Consider the following 19129-nt stretch of genomic DNA (forward strand, 5'->3'; position numbering starts at 1 on the left):
GGCCCGCCGCACAAAAACCCTTATCGTGGCGGGCTTGCGCTGCGCGGGCGGGGGCGGGGTCGGCTGCCTTGAAACTGGGGGCCCACCCGGGGCCCGGCACTACCGTCGTCCTATGCTTCCAGTGCCAGCAATTGCCTCAGCTGCGCCAATGTCGCGCGCGGCAGGGGTTTGCCGTCTTCCGCCGACACCGGTGGTTGCCGCAGCGCATCCTCGGGCAGTACCACCAGTTCGAAGGCGATGCCGTCGGCGGCGAATTCGCAGCCGGGGAAATGCTGTTTCGACGGATGGCCGGCAAGTCGCAATGGCCAGGCGCGCGATTCGGCAGGAATGCGCTGCTCATGCAGGAAACGCTGCACCGCATCGGCATCGTCACAGTGCAGGTGCAGGATGACGGGGCTGTTGCTGTCGGCGAGGCCGCTCAGTACCGCGCCGGTCAGGCGCGGCTGGAAGGCTTGTAGAAACTGCATTGCCTGCAGCGCCGATTCGCGGTGCAGGCGCAGTGCGCCGGGTTGGCTGGAAGCGGCAAACAGCAACTGGTGTTCGCGCAGCGCTTGCTCGATCTCGTTGAGCCGCGGCCACAGGGCCTCGCTGGTGATACCAAGCTTGCTGGCGGCCTTGCGGCGTGCGTGCTCAAGATCGTGGATGCCGCTTTCGGCAACCAGGCGTGCGGCTTCCTGCGCGATCAACTGGCGCTCGCGGCTGTTGCGCTGGAGTGAGGGCGGTGGTGAAGACGGCATCGGGCTCTACCTGGTGGTCGCTGGCCCGATTGTAGGCAGGCGGCGGGGCTTGCGTCCCGCCGCCTGCGCGAACGATCAGAAGATGTCGAACGCAGCGTCGTCGGTAGCATGATCCTGCTGGCCGAAGTCGAAATCCTGCACGCGGTCCAGGTCTTCGGTCTTGACCCATTCGGTGGCGCCGTTGAGGGTGGCCTGGACCATGCCCGAGGGCGGGTCGTTCCTGGCGATCGGGACGTCCTTCAGCGCCTCGCGCATGTAGTCGATCCAGATCGGCAGGGCCGCCTTGCCGCCGTACTCGCGGTAGCCCAGCGAACGGAAATCGTCGCGACCGACCCATACCGTCGTTGCCAGCGGGCCGCCGAAGCCGGAGAACCAGGCATCGCGGTGGTCATTGGTGGAGCCGGTCTTGCCGCCGACGTCCTCGCGACCCAATACCTTGGCCGCGGTGCCGGTACCGCGTTGGACCACGTCGCGCATCATCGACACCAGCTGGTAGGCGGTGCGTTCGTCGATGGCGCGTGGCGCGGTGCGGGCGTCCGGATTGACCGGCTTGGCCGGCTCGACGGTTTCGGGCTTGGCCTCCGCCGGCTTGGCAGCCACCGGAGCGGGTGCCGTCTCGGCGCCGAAGTTGAAGCCATCCACCACCTGGCTGGCCGGTGCTGCGCCCGTGGCGGAGATGCCGCCGCAGCCGCGGCAGGCCATGGCCGGGTTTTCCTTGAAGATCACGGTGCCGTCGCGGTCCTTGATCTCATCGACGATCCAGGTGTCCACGCGCGAGCCGCCGTTGGCGAACACGGCATAGCCGCGCGCCACCGACAGCGGGGTCAGCGAGGCGGTGCCCAGCGACATCGACAGGTTGGGCGGCAGCTCGGCCTCCTGGAAGCCGAATTCGCTGATGTATTTGCGCGCATAGTCCACGCCCATGCTGTCCAGCAGGCGCACCGAGACTAGGTTGCGCGACTGCACCAGCGCTTCGCGCAGGCGCATCGGGCCACGGAAGCCGCCACCATCGTTCTGCGGCTGCCAGGTCTTGCCGCGACGGTCGCGGAACACCACGGGCGCATCCAGCACGATCGAGGCCGGGTTGAAGCCCTTGTCGAAGGCGGCGGCATAGATGAAGGGCTTGAAGCTGGAGCCCGGCTGGCGGCGTGCCTGGGTGGCACGGTTGAATTTGTTGCCGGCAAAGCTGAAGCCGCCAACCAGCGCACGCAGTGCACCGCTGTCGGCGTCGACCGAGACCAGCGCGCTTTGCCCACGCGGAATCTGGTCGATCAGCCATTCGCCTTCCTTCGCACCGGCGCGCACGCGGATCATGTCGCCGCGGGTGACCAGTTTGGCAGGGCTGCGATTGGTCCAGCGACTGGACGCCACCGGCAGCACCAGCTCGCTGCGGTCCGCCAGCACCACGGTGATGCCGCCGTCGGCGTGGGTGGCCGAAACCACCGCTGGCTGCAGGCCCGACTGCGCCGGGATGCCCGCGATGTGGCGGGCCAGGGCAGTGTTGTCGGCATCGGCGGCAACGTCGAAATGCTGTTCCACCCCATGCCAGCCATGGCGGTGGTCATAGGTCAGCAGGCCATCGCGCACCGCGGTGTTGGCCGCTTCCTGCAGTCGGCCATTGATGGTGGTGGTGACGTGGTAGCCCTTATTGAGCACGTCGCCGCCGTACTTGGCGATCATTTCCTGGCGTACCAGCTCGGCCACATAGGGTGCGTAGACCTGCACCGGCGGCTCATGCGGGCTGGCGTGCATGGCCACCGCCTTGGCCGCATCGGCCTCGGCCTGGCTGACGTAGCCGAGGTCGGCCATGCGCTGCAGCACGTAGTTGTCGCGGCGCTGGCGTGCGCGCTCGGGGTTGCTCAGCGGGTTGCCGCTGGAAGGGAACTTGGGAATGCCAGCCAGCGAGGCCATTTCGTCCAGGTCGAGCTCGGCCAGTTTCTTGCCGTAGTAGTACTCGGCAGCGGCACCGATACCGTAAGCGCGATTACCGAAGAAGCTCTTGTTGAGGTACAGCTCGAAGATCTCGTCCTTGCTCAACTCGCTCTCGATTTTGCGGGCAAGCAGGATTTCGGCGAACTTGCGGGTGTAGCTGACCTCGCTGCTGAGGAAGAATTGCCGCGCAACCTGCTGGGTGATGGTCGATCCGCCGGGCACGCCGTCCTTGGAGCCGGTGCGGGCGATCAGCCATACGGCGCGGGCAATACCCTTGTAGTCGATGCCGTCGTGTTGGTAGAAACGGGCGTCCTCGGTGGCCAGGAAAGCCTGCTTCAGGCGCTCCGGAACGTCCTTCATCTGTACCGGGTAGCGGCGGGTCTCGCCGAATACCGCCATCAATTTCCCTTCGTTATCATAGACATACATCGGCTCCTGCAATTCGACATTGCGCAGCGCCTGCACGTCCGGGAGCTTGGATGAGACAACGTAATAGAGCGAGCCAATGGCGATTGCGCCGACCAGAGAGAAGGCGACGAAGAGGGCCAGCAGCCAGCGCAGCCAGCGACGAAAACGTGGCATCCAGAAGTCCCGATTGCGGTTTTTGTAGCCGCAGAGTATAGATTACGCAGGGGAGCGGCTGGGGCCGCGTCCTGGGGAGAGCAAATGAGATACAGCTGGGCGGCGTGATGCAGATCGCGTCTCGCATTCCCGGTGGTTGCCATTTGCTGTAAAAACGTTATTAATGCGCCGACGCAAGACTTGCGTCCAAGTGCCCGTCGGCAGGGGAGAATCCGTGGGGCTTATCCCAAAGAGTCAGGCACCAATCATTGGTGTCGACATCAGTTCGACTGCGGTAAAGCTATTGCAGCTTTCCCGCAGCGGTAACCGTTTCCGCGTGGAACACTACGCCGTGGAACCTCTTCCGCCGAATGCGGTGGTGGAGAAAAACATTGTCGAAGTCGAAGCAGTCGGCGAAGCGATTCGGCGGGCTGTTGCGCGTTCAGGCAGCAAGGCCAAGGGGGCGGCCGCCGCTGTTGCTGGCTCTGCGGTGATCACCAAGGTGATCCCGATGCCGGCGGACCTGGACGAGAACGATCTGGAGGCACAGGTCGAACTGGAAGCGGTGAACTACATCCCGTACCCGATCGACGAAGTGAATCTCGATTTCGAAGTGCTGGGTCCCGTGCCGAACAATCCGGAAATGGTGCAGGTCCTGTTGGCCGCATCGCGTTCGGAGAACGTCGAGCTGCGCCAGTCCGCACTTGAACTGGGTGGACTGACCGCCAAGGTGATGGATGTGGAGGCGTTCGCTATCGAGAACGCGTTCGCGCTGGTCGCCAGCGAGCTGGCTGTACCCAGCGATGGCGTGGTGGCGCTGGTCGATATCGGTGCAACCATGACCACCCTCAACGTATTGCGCGGTGGTCGCAGCCTGTACAGCCGTGAACAGGTGTTCGGTGGCAAGCAGCTCACCGACGAGGTGATGCGTCGCTACGGTCTGAGCTACGAGGAAGCCGGTCTGGCCAAGCGCCAGGGCGGCCTGCCTGAAAGCTACGATGTCGAGGTGCTGGAGCCATTCAAGGAAGCGACGGTGCAGCAGATCAGCCGCCTGTTGCAGTTCTTCTACGCCGGTAGCGAATTCAATCGCGTCGACCACATCGTGCTGGCCGGCGGTTGTGCTGCGCTGGTCGGCCTGCCGACGATGGTGGAAGAGCAGCTGGGCGTGGCGACGTCGGTGGCCAATCCGTTGGCGCAGATGACGCTGGGGCCGAAAGTCCAGGCGCATGCGCTGAACCAGGATGCACCGGCGCTGATGATCGCGACGGGTCTGGCCATGAGGGGGTTTGACTGATGGCACGGATCAACCTATTGCCGTGGCGCGAGGAGCGCCGCAAACAGCGCCAGCGTGAGTTCTACGGGATGCTGGGCTTTGCTGCGCTCAGTGGTGTGGTGCTGTCGGGCTTGCTGTGGTTCTATTTCAGCCAGCAGATCAGCGGGCAGAACGACCGCAATGCCTACCTTGAAGCGGAGATCGCCAAGGTCAAGGAACAGAACAAGGAAATCGACCGCCTCGACGTGCAGAAGAGGCGCCTGCTTGATCGCAAGAAGGTGATCGAGGAACTGCAGGGCAAGCGCTCGCAGATGGTGCACCTGTTCGATTCGCTGGTGCGTACCATTCCCGATGGCGTGGTGCTGACGGCACTCAAGCAGGAAGGCGATACGCTGACGCTTGAAGGTCGCACGCAGTCCAACGCGCGCGTCAGTACCTATATGCGCAACCTCGAGACCTCGGGTTGGATGACCAGTCCCGAGTTGTCGATCATCGAGGCACGGGCACAGGATCCGCAGGACAAGGGCGGCAGCGTCGTCGACATCAAGTCCCTGCCGTATGTGTTCACCCTCAAGGTGAAGCTGCCCACGCCAGGCGATGGGCAAGCCGAAGGCGGTGAAATTGTTGTCACCGATGCTGCTTCCACTGCAGCTGCAGCCCCTGCGGCGGCGCCGGCTGCAGCAGGCGCGGCGGCACCCGCTGCGCCGGCAACAACAACACCTGCTGCCGCTCCTGTAGCCCCTGCCGGTGGCGCAGAGCAGCCCAAGGCTGAGGCAGCGCCGGCGGTGCCGGCGCAGAAGGAGGCTCGTTCGTGAGCAAGAAATTCAACGCCAAAGAGCTGGACTTCAACAATATCGGCGCGTGGCCACGCAACGCGAAGATCGTGTTCTGCGTATTGCTATCGCTGCTCATCATCGTTCTTTCGTATCTGCTGGTCGTTCGCGGCCAGCGCGAAGAGCTCGAAGGCCTGGTGAACAAGGAGGCCACGCTGCGCGATGACTTCGTGGATGAGCAGAAGCGTGCGGTCAACCTGGAGCCCTTGAAGCTGCAGCTGGCGCAGATGGAGCAGGTGTTGCAGCAGATGCTGCGACAGTTGCCGAGCAAGACCGAAATGCCGGACCTGATCATCGATGTGTCGCAGACCGCGTTGTCCAGCGGTTTGAACAACGAGTTGTTCAAGCCCGGCGACGAGACCTTGAAAGAGTTCTATGCTGAGAAGCCGATCGCGCTGCGCCTTGTTGGCAGTTATCACCAGTTCGGTGCCTTCGTCAGTGGTGTCGCCTCGCTGCCGCGCGTGGTCATCCTGACCATGCACGACATCAACCTGAAGCCCAAGGGCGGGCAGGGCGTCATTACCCCGGGAGGGGCGCTGGAGCTTTCCGGTACGGTCAAGACCTACCGTTATCTGGATGACGCCGAGTTGGCCGAGCAGGAAAAAGCAGCTGCCGCCGATGCCAAGAAGAAGGGAGGGGCCTGATCATGCGCAAGACTTCTTCCTTGGCGCTGGGCATGGTGTGCATGGTGTTGCTGGGCGGTTGCGCCCGCAGCATCACCAGCACACCGGGCGATGCGCCCAATCTTGAGAAATGGATAGCCGACGTGCGTGCACGCCCGGCCGAGCCGCTGGAGTCGCTGCCGGTGATGCAGCAGTTCGAAACGTTTGAATACTCGGCCCAGGGGCTGCGCGATCCGTTCAGTGATGCCTGGGTGTCCGATGACGGCAACAGCCAGCTGCGGCCGGATCCGAACCGTCGCAAGGAACCGCTTGAAGCGTTCCCGCTCGACAGCCTGGACATGGTCGGTACCATCGGCAGTGGCGGAGGTGCCGTGGCACTGGTGATGGGGCCGGACAAGGTCACCTACCGTGTACGTCCCGGGGTGTACATGGGCCAGAGCGATGGCCGTGTAACGGGGGTGCGCGAGGACGGGATCGAGTTGATTGAACTGGTGCCGGACGGTGCAGGTGGCTGGCTGGAACGCCCAGCCTCGCTTGCACTGGACGATCGTTGATTGATTAGGGGATAGCACGATGACTTTTACCAAAGCCCTGAGCCTGCGTCCCATCCGGCGCCATGCACTGGTCCGCGTCTGCGCCCTGGGAGTGGCGTTGGCAGCGGTGTGCGGCTCTTCATTCGCAGCACAGCCTGCCAACGGTGTCGGCGGCGCAGCCGCGGCCACCCAGCAGGCGGTGAAGGCGGTTTCCGTAACCAAGATCGACTTCAAGCGTGCCGATGATGGCGCGGGACGTCTGATCCTGCAGTTTGACGGCCAGGGCGCCAGCCCGGATCTGCGCAACCAGGGCAACAACGTCGTGATCGACGTTGGCAACGCCGTGTTGCCGGCCGAGCTGCAACGTCCGCTCAACGTCGTGGACTTTGCCACGCCGGTACAGCGCATCGACGCCAAGCCGTCCGGGCAGGGTTCGCAGCTGGTGCTCAGCACCAACGGTGCATTTGACTCGCTGGCATACCAGACCGGCAATGAGTACGTCGTCGAGATCACCCCGCGGCAGGCCGAGGTGGCTACCGGCGCGGTGACCTCCAAGACGGTTGCGCAGGCAGCGGCTACCGTTGCTGCACGTGGTTACAGTGGTCGTCCGGTGACCTTCAACTTCCAGGACGTGCCGGTGCGCACCGTGCTGCAGTTGATCGCCGAAGAGTCCAACCTGAACGTAGTGGCTTCGGACACGGTGCAGGGCAATGTGACCCTGCGCCTGGTCAACGTGCCGTGGGATCAGGCACTGGACATCGTCTTGCGTGCCAAGGGCCTGGACAAGCGCCGCGAGGGTGGCGTGATCTGGGTTGCGCCGCAGCCGGAGCTGGCCAAGTTCGAGCAGGACAAGGAAGACGCGCGTATCGCGATCGAGAACCGCTCGGACCTGATCACCGACTACGTGCAGATCAACTACCACAGCGCGACCACCATTTTCAAAGCCCTGACCGAGGCCAAGGGTATTGGTGGCTCTGGTGGCGGTGATAGTAGTGGACAGAATGAAAATGGCTTCCTTTCGCCACGCGGTCGTCTGGTCGCCGATGAGCGCACCAATACCCTGATGATCAGTGACATTCCGAAGAAGGTCGCGCAGATGCGTGAGCTGATCGGTGTGATCGATCGCCCGGTCGACCAGGTGCTCATAGAGGGTCGTATTGTCATCGCCAACGACACCTTTGCAAGAGACCTGGGTGCCAAGTTTGGCATTGGCGGCAAGCGCACTTATAACGAGGGCGACAACCAGGCGACGATTGGCAATACCACTAATGGCGGCGGTAGCGCCAATCGCGGACTCAACGTCAATCTGCCGGCAGGCACGTTTACTTCGGCCAATGGTTTGGGGCCGAGCCTTGCCTATACCTTGCTGGGTGCGAACTTCAACCTGGATCTTGAGTTGTCGGCCCTGCAGGAAGAAGGCCGCGGCGAGGTCATTTCCAACCCTCGCATCGTCACCGCCAACCAGCGGGAAGGTGTGATCAAGCAGGGTAAGGAAATCGGCTATGTAACCATTACCGGTGGCGTTGGTGGCGCTGCAGCAACGCCGAACGTGCAGTTCAAGGAAGTGTTGCTGGAACTGAAGGTCACTCCGACCATCACCCAGGACAATCGCGTCTTCCTCAACATGAACGTCAAGAAGGACGAGGTCGACGAATACCTGACCATTACCAACTTCGGCGTTGTCCCGGTCATCAATCGTCGCGAGATCAACACCGCCGTACTGGTGGATGACGGCCAGACGGTGGTCATCGGTGGCGTGTACGAATTCAGTGACCGTGAGAGCATCAGCAAGGTCCCGTTCCTCGGCGACGTCCCCTTCCTTGGCAATCTGTTCAAGAAGCGTGGTCGCAGCAAGGACAAGGCCGAGCTGCTGGTCTTCGTGACTCCGAAGATCCTGCGCGTCGCCAAGGCTGCCCAGTAAGCGCCTGTTGTGGATGAGAAAAAGGGCCGCGGACGCGGCCCTTTTTCGTTTGCGGCGATCTGTTTGGAACCATTTCATCGCAGATCAGTCAAACTGCGCCTATGAACCTGCCCCCTCAATTGCCCACCCAAACCGATGCGCCGGTCCGTGACGGCGACCTGCATCAGGAATTCACCGCCTTGCGCGATGCGCTGGCCAGCGAAATCGTCGGCCAGTCCTTGCTGGTCGACCGGCTGCTGACCGCGCTGTTGGCGGATGGCCACTTGTTGGTGGAGGGGGCCCCCGGGCTGGCCAAGACCACCGCCATCCGTGCCCTGGCGTCGCGTATCGATGCCAGTTTCGCGCGCATCCAGTTCACCCCGGACCTGCTGCCTGCCGACCTCACCGGCACCGATATCTGGCGTTCACAGGAAGGACGTTTCGAATTCCAGGCCGGGCCGATTTTCCATCCGATCCTGTTGGCGGACGAAATCAATCGTGCCCCGGCGAAGGTGCAGTCGGCGCTGCTGGAGGCAATGGGCGAGCGGCAGGTGACGGTCGGTCGAAATACCTACCCATTGCCGGAGGTGTTCCTGGTGATGGCCACGCAGAATCCGATCGAGCAGGAAGGCACTTTCCCACTGCCCGAAGCCCAGTTGGACCGTTTCCTGATGCATGTGCGCATCGGTTACCCCGATGCCAGCGCCGAGACCGAGATCCTGCGGCTTGCACGCGAGCGCGCCTTGCGGGCGATGCGGCCGCAGCAGGCAGCTGTCGAGAAGATATCGCTGCAGAAGGTCGAACAGGCGCGGCGCGAGGTGTTGGAACTGCATATGGCGCCGCAGCTGGAACGCTACCTGGTGGCGCTGGTGCTGGCCTCGCGCGACGCCAGTGCTTACGACGCCAAGCTGGCCAAGCGTATTGCCTGGGGCGCGAGCCCGCGCGGTTCGATTGCACTGGAGCGCTGCGCGCGTGCGCGTGCCTGGCTGGCCAATCGCGACTATGTGACACCCGATGACGTACGCGGTGTTGCCGCCGATGTGCTGCGCCATCGTGTATTGCCCAGCTACGAGGCTGCCGCCGAGGGTTGGGACGGCGAGCGTCTGGTGGCTGCCCTGCTCGACTGCGTGCCCCTGCCTTGAGGCCGGGTGTGATGACGGGCGGCGGCACCGGAACGGTTGAAGGGCCACGTTTGCAGGTGGACCGGCAATGAATGTGCCGGTAACCAGGCAAGCACCGCAGGTCGTGGCCGCCGCCGATGGCATCCGACCACAGTTGGCCGAGCTGATCGCCTTGCGCGGTTCCGCCAACGGCGGCCGCAAGGCCCGGCGCGGCCATTACGCGGTAAGCGGCCGCGCCGCCTCGATGCTGCGTGGTCGTGGCATGGAGTACGCCGAGTCGCGTGAGTACGTAGCGGGTGACGATGCGCGGCACATCGACTGGAAACTGACCGCACGTACCGATGCCACGCATACCAAGACCTTCCAGACCGAGCGCGAGCGGGTCACCTTGTTGATTGCGGACACTGCACCGGCGCTTTATTTCGGTACGCGGGTGCGCTTCAAGTCGGTGCAGGCGGCCCGCGCTGGTGCGGTTGCGGCGTGGTCGGCACTGCGTGACGGCGATCGGATAGCGGCGCTGCGTGGTTCCGCGCAGCAGGCATTGGTCCCCCCGGCTGGCGGAACTCGCGGGGTGTTGCGGAGCCTGGACGCCCTTGTGCGTTGGTACGGCGAGCGACCGACTGATGATGGTGGCCTGCAACTGGCGTTGGAACAGGCCGCCCGGGTGTTGCACCCGGGTGCACGTGCGGTGGTGCTGGCCGATCCGGTCAGTGCACAAGCCGTGGCAGCCGCCACCTGGTCATCGTTGGCAATGCATGTGGAGGTGGAACTGGTGTTGCTGCTGGATCCTCTTGAGATATCGCCTCCGCGATGTGTTCTGCCATTGCAGACACGGGCTGGCCGTCTGCAGCTGGATCTGACCGCAAGCAACGTACGCGAGGCCTGGCACGAAGCGCTGGTCGGGCCGGTCGAGGCACTGTGCCGACAGTTGCCGGGGCGACGCATCCGCGTCAGCACATTGGTCACCGACGATGCCAGTGATGCCTGGTTGGGCGCGACACCGAACCGGAGCGTGGGCTGATGGCCGCACAACTGCCACTGCGGGATGTGCACCTGCCTGCAGCACCGGGCTGGTGGCCGCTGGCGCCGGGCTGGTGGCTGCTGATCGGTGCGGTCGTGGTGCTCGCATTGATTGGATTGACCCTCTATTTCTTCCGCCGCCGGCGCCTGCAGCGTTGGACGAACCTGTTCGACCGGCAGCTACAGGTGGTGCCGCAGGGGCCTGCACGATTGGCTGCGGCCTCCGAGCTGCTGCGCCGCGCGGCGCGGCGGATCGATCCGCGGGCAGTGCAGTTGCAGGGCGATGCGTGGTTGCGTTTTCTTGATGGCGGCAAACGAACGGATTTCAGCGGCGGCGAAGGCCGATTGCTGCTGGATGGCGGGTTCCGTCCTCAGCTTGAGGGCGAGCAGGTGGATCGTGCCTGCCAGCTGGCGCGCACGCGTTTCCTGGAACTGATGGCAGGGCGACGTTGATGCAGGACATCTTCGCCAACTGGTCGAACCTGTGGCCGAGCTTTGCCTGGCCGTGGGCATGGCTGGCGCTGCCGTTGCCACTGTTGATGCTTTTGTGGCCGCTACGCGAACAATATGGCGCCGCGCTGCGCGTGCCCTACGAGCCGGAGCGGCTGCAGGAACAGGCGCCGTCGCGGGCTGGTGCGGTGCTGCAGACCTTGTTGTTGTCGCTGGCATGGTTATGCCTGTGTACCGCGTTGGCGCGTCCACAGCAGTTGGGTGAACCGATCGAGCCGCCACGGCAGGCGCGGCAGATGATGCTGGCGGTGGACTTGTCCGGCAGCATGAGTGAGCCGGACATGCAATTGGGCGGTCAGGTGGTGGACCGCCTGACCGCTGCCAAGGCAGTGCTGGCGGATTTCCTCGAGCGCCGCGAAGGGGATCGCATTGGCTTGCTGGTGTTCGGCCAGCGTGCCTATGCCTTGACCCCGTTGACGGCCGACCGCGCCACCGTGCGTGACCAACTGCGCGACAGCGTGGTCGGGCTGGCCGGACGTGAGACGGCATTGGGTGACGCCATCGCCTTGTCGGTGAAGCGTCTGCGCGAGCAGCCTCAGGGACAGCGGGTGCTGATCGTGCTCACCGATGGTGTGAACACCGCCGGCGTGCTGGAACCGTTGAAGGCGGCAGAACTGGCCAAGGCCGAAGGCGTGCGGGTCTACACCATCGCCTTTGGTGGCAGTGGCGGCATGTCCTTGTTCGGTGTGCAGTTGCCCGGGGCCGATGATCAGGTGGACGAGGCTACCTTGACCAAGGTGGCTGATGAAACCGGTGGCCGCTTCTTCCGCGCCCGCGATACGGATGAACTGGTCAACATCTATGCCGAGCTGGATCGATTGGAACCGGTGAAGGACGCCGGTCCCGCGGTGCGGCTGCGGATCGAACGCTATCCGTGGCCGTTGGCGTTATCGCTGCTGCTGGGCATGACGGCATTGGCCTGGCGGGGGCTGCGGCAATGATTGATTGGCAGAATCTGCATTTCCTGCGTCCGGAGTGGCTGTGGGCGCTCTTGCTGGTGCCGGCTGCGCTGCTCGGCAGTTGGTGGCGCCGTCAGCGCAGTGCCCGTTGGCACGAAGCAGTGGACCCGCATCTATTGGCGCAGCTGTTGAGTAAAGGCGGCAAGCGTGGCTGGTGGGGCAGTGCAGGGCTGGCGCTCGGCCTGGTGCTGGCGGTGCTTGCGCTTGCAGGGCCAAGTTGGCGTCAACTGGATCAGCCGTTGTGGGAGTCGAAGACGCCGCTGGTGATCGTACTGGACTTGTCCAGCAGCATTCGCGCCACCGACCTGCCGCCGTCGCGCCTGCTGCAGGCACGCGCGAAGCTGGCCACCCTGCTGCGCGAGCGCAAGGGCGGCGAGGTAGCCTTGATTGCCTTCGCCTGGGAGCCATTCACGGTTGCGCCGCTGACCGATGATGCCGCCAACGTCGCGCTGTTTCTTGATGCGCTGGCACCGGAAGTGATGCCGGTGGATGGTCAGCGCGCGGACAAGGCACTGCTCTGGGCAGGTGATCTGCTGAAGCAGTCCGGGGCCCGCAATGGCGAGATACTGTTGTTGAGTGATCATGCCGACGCCGCGGCACTGGCCGAAGCGGCCAAGCTGCGCGTGGCGGGCTATCGTGTTTCAGTGATCGGCCTGGGCAGCCTGCAAGGTGCGTCCTATCGCGATCCGCGTGGGGCGATCGAACAGGCGCACCTGGACGAAACCTCACTGCGAGGTTTGGCTGCAGCCGGCGGTGGTGGCTATCAACGCATCGCCACTACCTCGGCAGATCTGCAGGCCCTGGGGGTGCTGGAGCCACAGGCCGGTGCGCAGGATCGTGCGCAGCAGGCCAGTGCGGGCAAGCAATGGCAGGATGAAGGCTACTGGTTGTTGCCGCCGCTGTTGCTGCTGGCGTTGTTTGCGTTCCGTCGCCCGCGCCGGGTCATGCCGGTATTGGCGCTATGCCTGTTGTTGCCGGTCCTGCAGCCTGCCCATGCAGCGGAGCAGGGCGGTTGGTGGCAGCGTGCCGATCAGCGCCAGCATCAGCGCCTGGGCGAAGGCGTCGAGGCATACAGACTGGGTGATTTCGCTACCGCGCAGAGAAAATTCGAGGGCATCGACAATGACCAGGGGTGGTACAACCTGGGTAACGCGCTTGCCCGTCAGGGCAAGTATGACGAGGCGATTGCCGCCTACGACCGTGCCCTGAAGGCGCATCCGGGCATGCCGGATGCGGTGGCGAACCGCGCTGCGGTGGACGCCGCACGCAAGCGCAAATCGCCGCAGGGGCAGCAGGGTAGCCAGCAGAACCCGTCCAAGCCGCAGCAGGGCAAGGATCAGAGCGGGCAGCAGAAGTCACAGCAGGATTCGCAACAGAACCAGCAGGGACAACCGCAGGGGCAGCAGCAGGGGCAGCCGCAGGGACAACAGGGGCAGCAATCCGGCCAATCGCAGCAGTCGCAGCCACCGGCTGCGCAGTCTCCCCCCAGCTCCGACGCATCGTCCTCCGGGCGGGGCGAACCGCAGCCGCCGCAGACGGAAGATGCGGGAAAGCAGGAGCAGGCTGACCAGGCCCAGCGTCAGCGCATGGCCGAGGCCATGCGCCAACAGCAGGCGGATGAGGGCGGGCAGCAGTCCGCCGCGCGGGCGGCGATGACACCTGCGCAGCGTGAACAGCAACAAGCGGTGGAAGCCTGGATGCAGCGCGTGACGGACGAGCCGGGTGATTTGTTGAAAGCAAAATTCCAGCTCGAGTACGAGCGTCGGATGCGGGAAAAGCGATGAGCAAGAATCACGCAGGCAAGGTCCTGCAGTTGCAGCTATGGCTGTTGCTGGGCCTGTTGGTCTTTAGTGGCCTGCTGCAGGCACAGACGCGCGCCTGGTTGGATCGGGACAGCATCAAGCAGGGTGAGTCGATCACGCTGACCATCGAGACCGATCAATCGGGCAGCCCCGAGTACGCGCCGCTCGAGGTCGATTTCGTGCTTGGTGCGCAGAGCAGCAGCCGTCAGTTGCAGCTGGGCGGTGGCGCCTCCCGCAACTTCGCCCAGTACACGGTTGTGCTGACACCGCGGCGCGCCGGCATGCTGGACATTCCTGCGCTGCGCGTCGGTGGCGGGAGTACCACGCCCTTGCTGGTGAAGGTGGACGAGGCGCCGATCGCCAGCCGTGACGGCAACGCACTGGCCTTCATCGAAACCGAGGTGGACGACAAACAGCCCTACGTGCAGCAGAGCGTGGGTGTGGTGGTGAGGTTGTACTTCGCCACCCAGTTGGCCTCCGGCGAACTGGTGCTGGATACACCGGCGGCAGCATCGCTGCAGCGCGTTGGCGATGACCGTACCTCCGTGCGGGAGGTCGGCGGGCGCCGCTACAACGTGGTCGAGCGTCGCTTCCTGCTGATTCCCGAGCGCAGCGGCCCGCTGCAGTTGGCTGGTGCGCGCTTCAGCGGGCAGGGCGCGGGCGGATTCTTCGATGACTTCTTTGGCCGCGACAACGGCCAGCTCAGTGCCCGCGGTCCTGACCAGACCCTGCAGGTACGGGCGACACCTGCCGATGCGCCACAACCGTGGTTGCCGCTGAAGAACCTGCAGCTGCGCTATACCGCCGCGCCCAATAGCGGGCGTACCGGCGAGGCGATTGCGATCGAAGTGGAGGCAATCGCCAGCGGCGCCACCAAGGCACAGTTCCCGGAGCTGCCGGTGCCATCGCTGGGCGACAGTGCACAGGTGTTCGCCGAGCCACCGCAGTACGATGAAACGTTCGAGGGTTCCAGCCCGCAGTTGAAGTTGACCCGGCGCTATTCGATCGTGCCGCAGCAGACCGGCGCATTGGCCGTGCCCGGCATCCAGATGCAATGGTGGGACGTTGCGGCGGGCCAGGCGCGCACCACCTCGCTGCCGGCGCTGTCATTGCAGGTAGCCCAAGGGAGCACTACCGGCATGGTCGCGCCACCGCTGGTGCAGCCGGCAGCTGCCGGGTCTGCCGCGGTGGCTGCAGGTAACGCCCTGGCGGCGTCGCCGGACGCCGCAAGCAATTGGCTGTGGCCCGCGCTGGCGGCCGGTTTCGCCTTGTTGTGGCTGGCCACGCTGATCTGGGGGCTGTCGCGCCGCCATGCTCCGGCGGTGGCCCGCGATGGGCCTGCAGCGCAATCTGCCAGCGCTGGTTCGCGCTACGGCACGGCAGACCTGCGCCGCGCCCTGGATGCGGGCAGCCTGGACGAGGTGGCACACATCCTTGCCGTGATGGGTGGTGTGGACGGGCTCGACGCGGTATTGCAGAAACTGGATGACCCGGCACAACGCGATGCGCTGCAGCGCATGCAGCGCGCCCGCTGGGGCGGCGAGGGCGACGTGAGCGCGGCGCGCGCGCAGTTGCGCGAGGTATTCAAGGCCGGTCCGCGATGGCGGAAAACCGCAGTGGTGGAAAAGTCGCCATTGGACCCTCTCTATCCGGGACAAAGCTGAAAAGGGCGGTTGTACACCGTCTGTTAAGCTGAACGAATCTCTGGAGGGAAACCCGCTTATGGCCAATGCAGCCAAGACCACCGCCAAATTGCCGTTCCACTGGAAGATAGGGATCGGCTTCGGCTTAGGTCTGTTGTTGGGCCTGATCGTGCATCTGGTCAGCCCTGACGCGTCTTGGGTGCATGAGGTCACCACCTATCTGACCACGCCGGTCTCGGGGCTGTTCCTGAGCCTGATCTTCATGCTGATCGTGCCGCTGATTTTTTCGGCGCTGGTGATGGGCGTGTCGGAGATGGGCGATATCCGCTCACTGGGACGTATTGGCTGGAAATCGCTGGCCTACACCATCGTGCTGTCCGGTGTGGCGGTATTGATCGGCTTGCTGCTGGTCAATCTATTCCAGCCCGGTGCCGGTGTTGATCCAGCTGTTGCCGCCAAGCTGCTGGCCGAGAATGCCGAACGCAGCCAGGCGATCGTGGCGGGCGCGGGCTCGCAGCCCAAGGGCCTGGACATGCTGCTGTCGATCGTGCCCAACAATGTGCTCGATGCGGCCTCGGACAACGGCAAGATCCTGTCGCTGATGTTCTTCGCGCTGATGCTGGGCATCGGCATGGTGTTGTCGCCGGCTGAAAAGGTGGCCACGCTGCGCAAGGGCATTGAAGGCCTGTTTGAAATCTCGATGACCCTGATCAATCTGGTCATCCGCCTGGCGCCTTACGCGGTGGCCTGCTTCATGTTCAACCTGGCCGCCATTTTTGGCTTTGATCTGTTGATCAAGCTGGGTGCCTATGTAGGGGTGGTGGTGCTGGCGTTGGCCACCCACATGTTCGTCAGCTATGGCATCGCAGTGAAGCTGGCCGGGCGCTCGCCGATCAGGTTCTTCCGTGAGACGCAGGAGGCCACAGTGATGGCGTTCTCCACCGCGTCGTCCAATGCGACCCTGCCGACCGCGCTGCGCGTGGCCGACCAGATGGGCTTCCCGCACAAGGTTTCGCGCTTCGTGCTGACCGTGGGTGCTACCGCCAACCAGAATGGCACCGCGCTGTTCGAGGGTGTGACGGTGATCTTCCTGGCGCAGTTCTTCGGCGTGGACCTGAGCATGGGCCAGCAGTTCATGGTGATGGTGGTCTGCATCCTCGGTGGTATCGGCACGGCCGGTGTGCCGTCGGGTTCGCTGCCGGTGGTGGCACTGATCTGTGCCATGGTCGGCGTCAATCCTGCCGGTATCGGCCTGATCCTGGGCGTCAACCACTTCCTGGACATGTGCCGTACCGCGTTGAACGTGACCGGTGACCTGGCCCTGACCACCCTGGTGGCGCGCGGTGAGAGTGACGACAGCATCGGTCGGCATCACCCGCAGGGGTGAATTCCGGCGGGTTTACGGTAACGACGGCCACCCTGTTCAGGGTGGCCGTTCTGCTTGGGCATGTTCCTGTCAGGCGAAACCAAGACGAACTACCGTCAGCTTTTACGGACTGATCCCGGCGGTAGCTTGTGGGACAATAGGCCGCCCGCAGTTCCGCGGGAGCCTCCTGATTCTGACGACCCATGACGCAGCCCACCCGCCGCCAGTTGGCGAACGCCATCCGTTTCCTTGCCGCTGATGCGGTAGAAGCCGCCAAGTCCGGTCATCCCGGCATGCCGATGGGCATGGCCGATATCGCCGAAGTGCTCTGGAACGACTATCTCCGTCACAACCCGAACAACCCGAAGTGGTTCAACCGCGACCGCTTCGTGCTGTCCAACGGTCACGGCTCGATGCTGCACTACGCGCTGCTGCACCTGAGCGGCTACGACCTGCCGATCGAAGAACTGAAGGCTTTCCGCCAGCTGGGCAGCCGCACTGCCGGCCACCCGGAGCGTCATGAAACCCCGGGCGTGGAAACCACCACCGGCCCGCTGGGTCAGGGCCTGGCCAATGCCGTGGGCTTCGCGCTGGCTGAAAAGCTGCTGTCGCAGCGCTACAACCGCCCGGAATTCGAAGTCGTCGATCACCGCACCTGGGTGTTCATGGGCGACGGCTGCCTGATGGAAGGCATCTCGCACGAAGCCGCCTCGCTGGCCGGTACCTGGGGCCTGAACAAGCTGGTCTGCTTCTGGGACGACAACAACATCTCCATCGACGGTGAAGTGGAAGGCTGGTTCACCGACGACACCCCGGCACGCTTCGAGTCCTACGGCTGGAACGTGGTGCGCGGCGTCGACGGCCACGATCCGGAAAGCATCAAGGCCGGCATCGAGCAGGCGCTGTCGCAGTTCGACAAGCCGACCCTGATCTGCTGCAAGACCACCATTGGTTTTGGTTCGCCGAACAAGGCCGGCCAGGAATCCAGCCACGGCGCACCGCTGGGCAAGGACGAGCTGGAAGCCACCCGCAAGGCGCTGAACTGGCCGTACGGGCCGTTCGAGATTCCGGAAGAAATCTACGCTGGCTGGCGCGCTGGCGGCACCGGCACCCTGCGTCAGGCCGAGTGGGAGCAGCTGTTCGACAAGTACGCTGCACAGTTCCCGGCCGACGCCGACGAACTGACCCGCCGTTCGCACGGCGAACTGCCGGCTGACTTCATTGCCCAGGCCGATGCCTACATCGCCCAGGTGCAGGCCGAAGCGCCGAACATCGCCTCGCGCAAGGCCTCGCAGAACGCCATCCAGGCCTTCGCACCGCTGCTGCCGGAAATCATCGGCGGCTCGGCTGACCTGGCCGGTTCCAACCTGACCCTGTGGAAGGGTGCGCAGACCGTGGTCGGCGAAGACCCGCACGCCAACTACGTGCACTACGGCGTGCGTGAGTTCGGCATGAGCGCGATTGCCAACGGCCTGGCCCTGCACGGCGGCTTCCTTCCGTTCGACGCCACCTTCCTGGTGTTCAGCGACTACGCCCGCAACGCGCTGCGCATGAGCGCGCTGATCCCGGCGCACGTCATCCACGTGTTCACCCATGACTCGATCGGCCTGGGCGAAGACGGCCCGACCCACCAGCCGGTGGAGCACGTGTCCTCGCTGCGCTACATCCCCAACAACGATGTGTGGCGCCCCTGCGATGCGGCCGAATCGGCGGTCAGCTGGAAGGCGGCCATCGTTCGCAAGGATGGCCCGAGCTGCCTGATCTTCAGCCGCCAGAACCTGGCCCCGCAGCCGCGTACGGCCGAGCAGGTGCAGCAGATCGAACGCGGTGGCTACGTGTTGGCTGACGCAGCCGGTACCCCGGACGTGATCCTGATCGGCACCGGTTCGGAAGTGGGTCTGGCCGTGGCGGCCAAGGCCGAGCTGGACGCTGCCGGCATCAAGACCCGCGTGGTGTCGATGCCGTGCACCGACGTGTTCGATCGTCAGGACGCCGCTTACCGCGAATCCGTGCTGCCAAATGCCGTGCGCAAGCGCGTTGCCGTCGAAGCCGGCGTCACCGGTTTCTGGCGCCAGTACGTGGGCCTGGACGGCGCGGTTGTTGGTCTGGACACCTTCGGCGCATCGGCCCCGGCCGACAAGCTGTACAAGCACTTCGGCATCACCACCGAAGCGGTTGTGGCAGCTGCCAAGGCGCAGGTCGCAGGCTGATAGCCTTCCGTCGAGCGTCTTGAACAAAGGCCGGGGAAACCCGGCCTTTGTTTTGGCTCAGCCCCAACTGTAGTGCCGAGCCATGCTCGGCAGGGGCTTTCCCAGC

The 19129-nt window shown here is 64.4% G+C and carries 15 protein-coding genes; 13 read left to right on the plus strand and 2 right to left on the minus strand.

What is annotated here, in order from left to right; all coding sequences use genetic code 11:
* Positions 1–110 precede the first annotated feature (110 nt).
* Both ACVOLQ_RS11975 and ACVOLQ_RS11980 read right to left on the minus strand, forming a co-directional pair.
* The gene (locus ACVOLQ_RS11975; protein WP_481528149.1) at positions 111–737 is read right to left on the minus strand and encodes a hypothetical protein; all 627 of its coding nucleotides are present in this window, start codon (positions 735–737) and stop codon (positions 111–113) included.
* 75 nt (positions 738–812) lie between these two features.
* A complete protein-coding gene (locus ACVOLQ_RS11980) occupies positions 813–3251 on the minus strand; it encodes a penicillin-binding protein 1A (RefSeq protein WP_313173930.1) in 2439 nt (812 codons plus the stop codon).
* Between the two features lie 214 nt (positions 3252–3465).
* Here ACVOLQ_RS11980 and ACVOLQ_RS11985 point away from each other — a divergent pair, with 214 nt between their 5' ends.
* The 13 genes from ACVOLQ_RS11985 (at position 3466) to tkt (ending at position 19023) form a co-directional block, all read left to right on the plus strand.
* Positions 3466–4524, plus strand: a complete 1059-nt coding sequence (locus tag ACVOLQ_RS11985) for a pilus assembly protein PilM (protein WP_343239511.1) — start codon at positions 3466–3468, stop codon at positions 4522–4524.
* Positions 4524–5318, plus strand: coding sequence for a PilN domain-containing protein (locus tag ACVOLQ_RS11990; protein WP_481528150.1), 795 nt, complete (start codon positions 4524–4526; stop codon positions 5316–5318). Before ACVOLQ_RS11985 ends, ACVOLQ_RS11990 begins: the two co-directional genes overlap by 1 nt.
* Positions 5315–5980, plus strand: a complete 666-nt coding sequence (locus tag ACVOLQ_RS11995) for a type IV pilus inner membrane component PilO (protein ID WP_481528151.1) — start codon at positions 5315–5317, stop codon at positions 5978–5980. Before ACVOLQ_RS11990 ends, ACVOLQ_RS11995 begins: the two co-directional genes overlap by 4 nt.
* A gap of 32 nt (positions 5981–6012) precedes the next feature.
* Complete coding sequence (locus tag ACVOLQ_RS12000) at positions 6013–6513, plus strand: pilus assembly protein PilP (protein WP_313173975.1); 501 nt, start codon at positions 6013–6015, stop codon at positions 6511–6513.
* 19 nt (positions 6514–6532) lie between these two features.
* Positions 6533–8413 (plus strand): type IV pilus secretin PilQ, encoded by a 1881-nt coding sequence (locus ACVOLQ_RS12005; RefSeq protein ID WP_481528152.1) that lies wholly within the window; start codon positions 6533–6535, stop codon positions 8411–8413.
* Positions 8414–8514: 101 nt separating this feature from the next.
* Positions 8515–9534 (plus strand): AAA family ATPase, encoded by a 1020-nt coding sequence (locus ACVOLQ_RS12010; RefSeq protein ID WP_481528153.1) that lies wholly within the window; start codon positions 8515–8517, stop codon positions 9532–9534.
* A gap of 67 nt (positions 9535–9601) precedes the next feature.
* Complete coding sequence (locus tag ACVOLQ_RS12015) at positions 9602–10534, plus strand: DUF58 domain-containing protein (protein WP_481528154.1); 933 nt, start codon at positions 9602–9604, stop codon at positions 10532–10534.
* Positions 10534–10986: a DUF4381 domain-containing protein gene (locus ACVOLQ_RS12020; protein WP_481528155.1), complete on the plus strand. Its 453-nt coding sequence runs from the start codon at positions 10534–10536 to the stop codon at positions 10984–10986. The genes ACVOLQ_RS12015 and ACVOLQ_RS12020 overlap by 1 nt, the downstream gene beginning before the upstream one ends.
* Entirely contained in the window at positions 10986–11984 is a 999-nt protein-coding gene (locus ACVOLQ_RS12025; RefSeq protein WP_481528156.1) for a vWA domain-containing protein, read from the plus strand. Before ACVOLQ_RS12020 ends, ACVOLQ_RS12025 begins: the two co-directional genes overlap by 1 nt.
* Positions 11963–13786 carry a VWA domain-containing protein gene (locus ACVOLQ_RS12030; protein ID WP_481528187.1) on the plus strand — a complete coding sequence of 608 codons (1824 nt, stop codon included), beginning with the start codon at positions 11963–11965 and terminating at the stop codon, positions 13784–13786. Before ACVOLQ_RS12025 ends, ACVOLQ_RS12030 begins: the two co-directional genes overlap by 22 nt.
* Positions 13783–15468 (plus strand): BatD family protein, encoded by a 1686-nt coding sequence (locus ACVOLQ_RS12035; RefSeq protein WP_481528157.1) that lies wholly within the window; start codon positions 13783–13785, stop codon positions 15466–15468. The genes ACVOLQ_RS12030 and ACVOLQ_RS12035 overlap by 4 nt, the downstream gene beginning before the upstream one ends.
* Before the next feature lie 58 nt (positions 15469–15526).
* Positions 15527–16834: a dicarboxylate/amino acid:cation symporter gene (locus tag ACVOLQ_RS12040; protein WP_481528158.1), complete on the plus strand. Its 1308-nt coding sequence runs from the start codon at positions 15527–15529 to the stop codon at positions 16832–16834.
* Positions 16835–17016: 182 nt separating this feature from the next.
* On the plus strand, positions 17017–19023 hold the full coding sequence (gene tkt, locus ACVOLQ_RS12045) for a transketolase (protein WP_313173941.1): 2007 nt from the start codon (positions 17017–17019) through the stop codon (positions 19021–19023).
* Positions 19024–19129 lie beyond the last annotated feature (106 nt).

The sequence above is a fragment of the Stenotrophomonas sp. STEN031 genome (genome assembly GCF_056759975.1).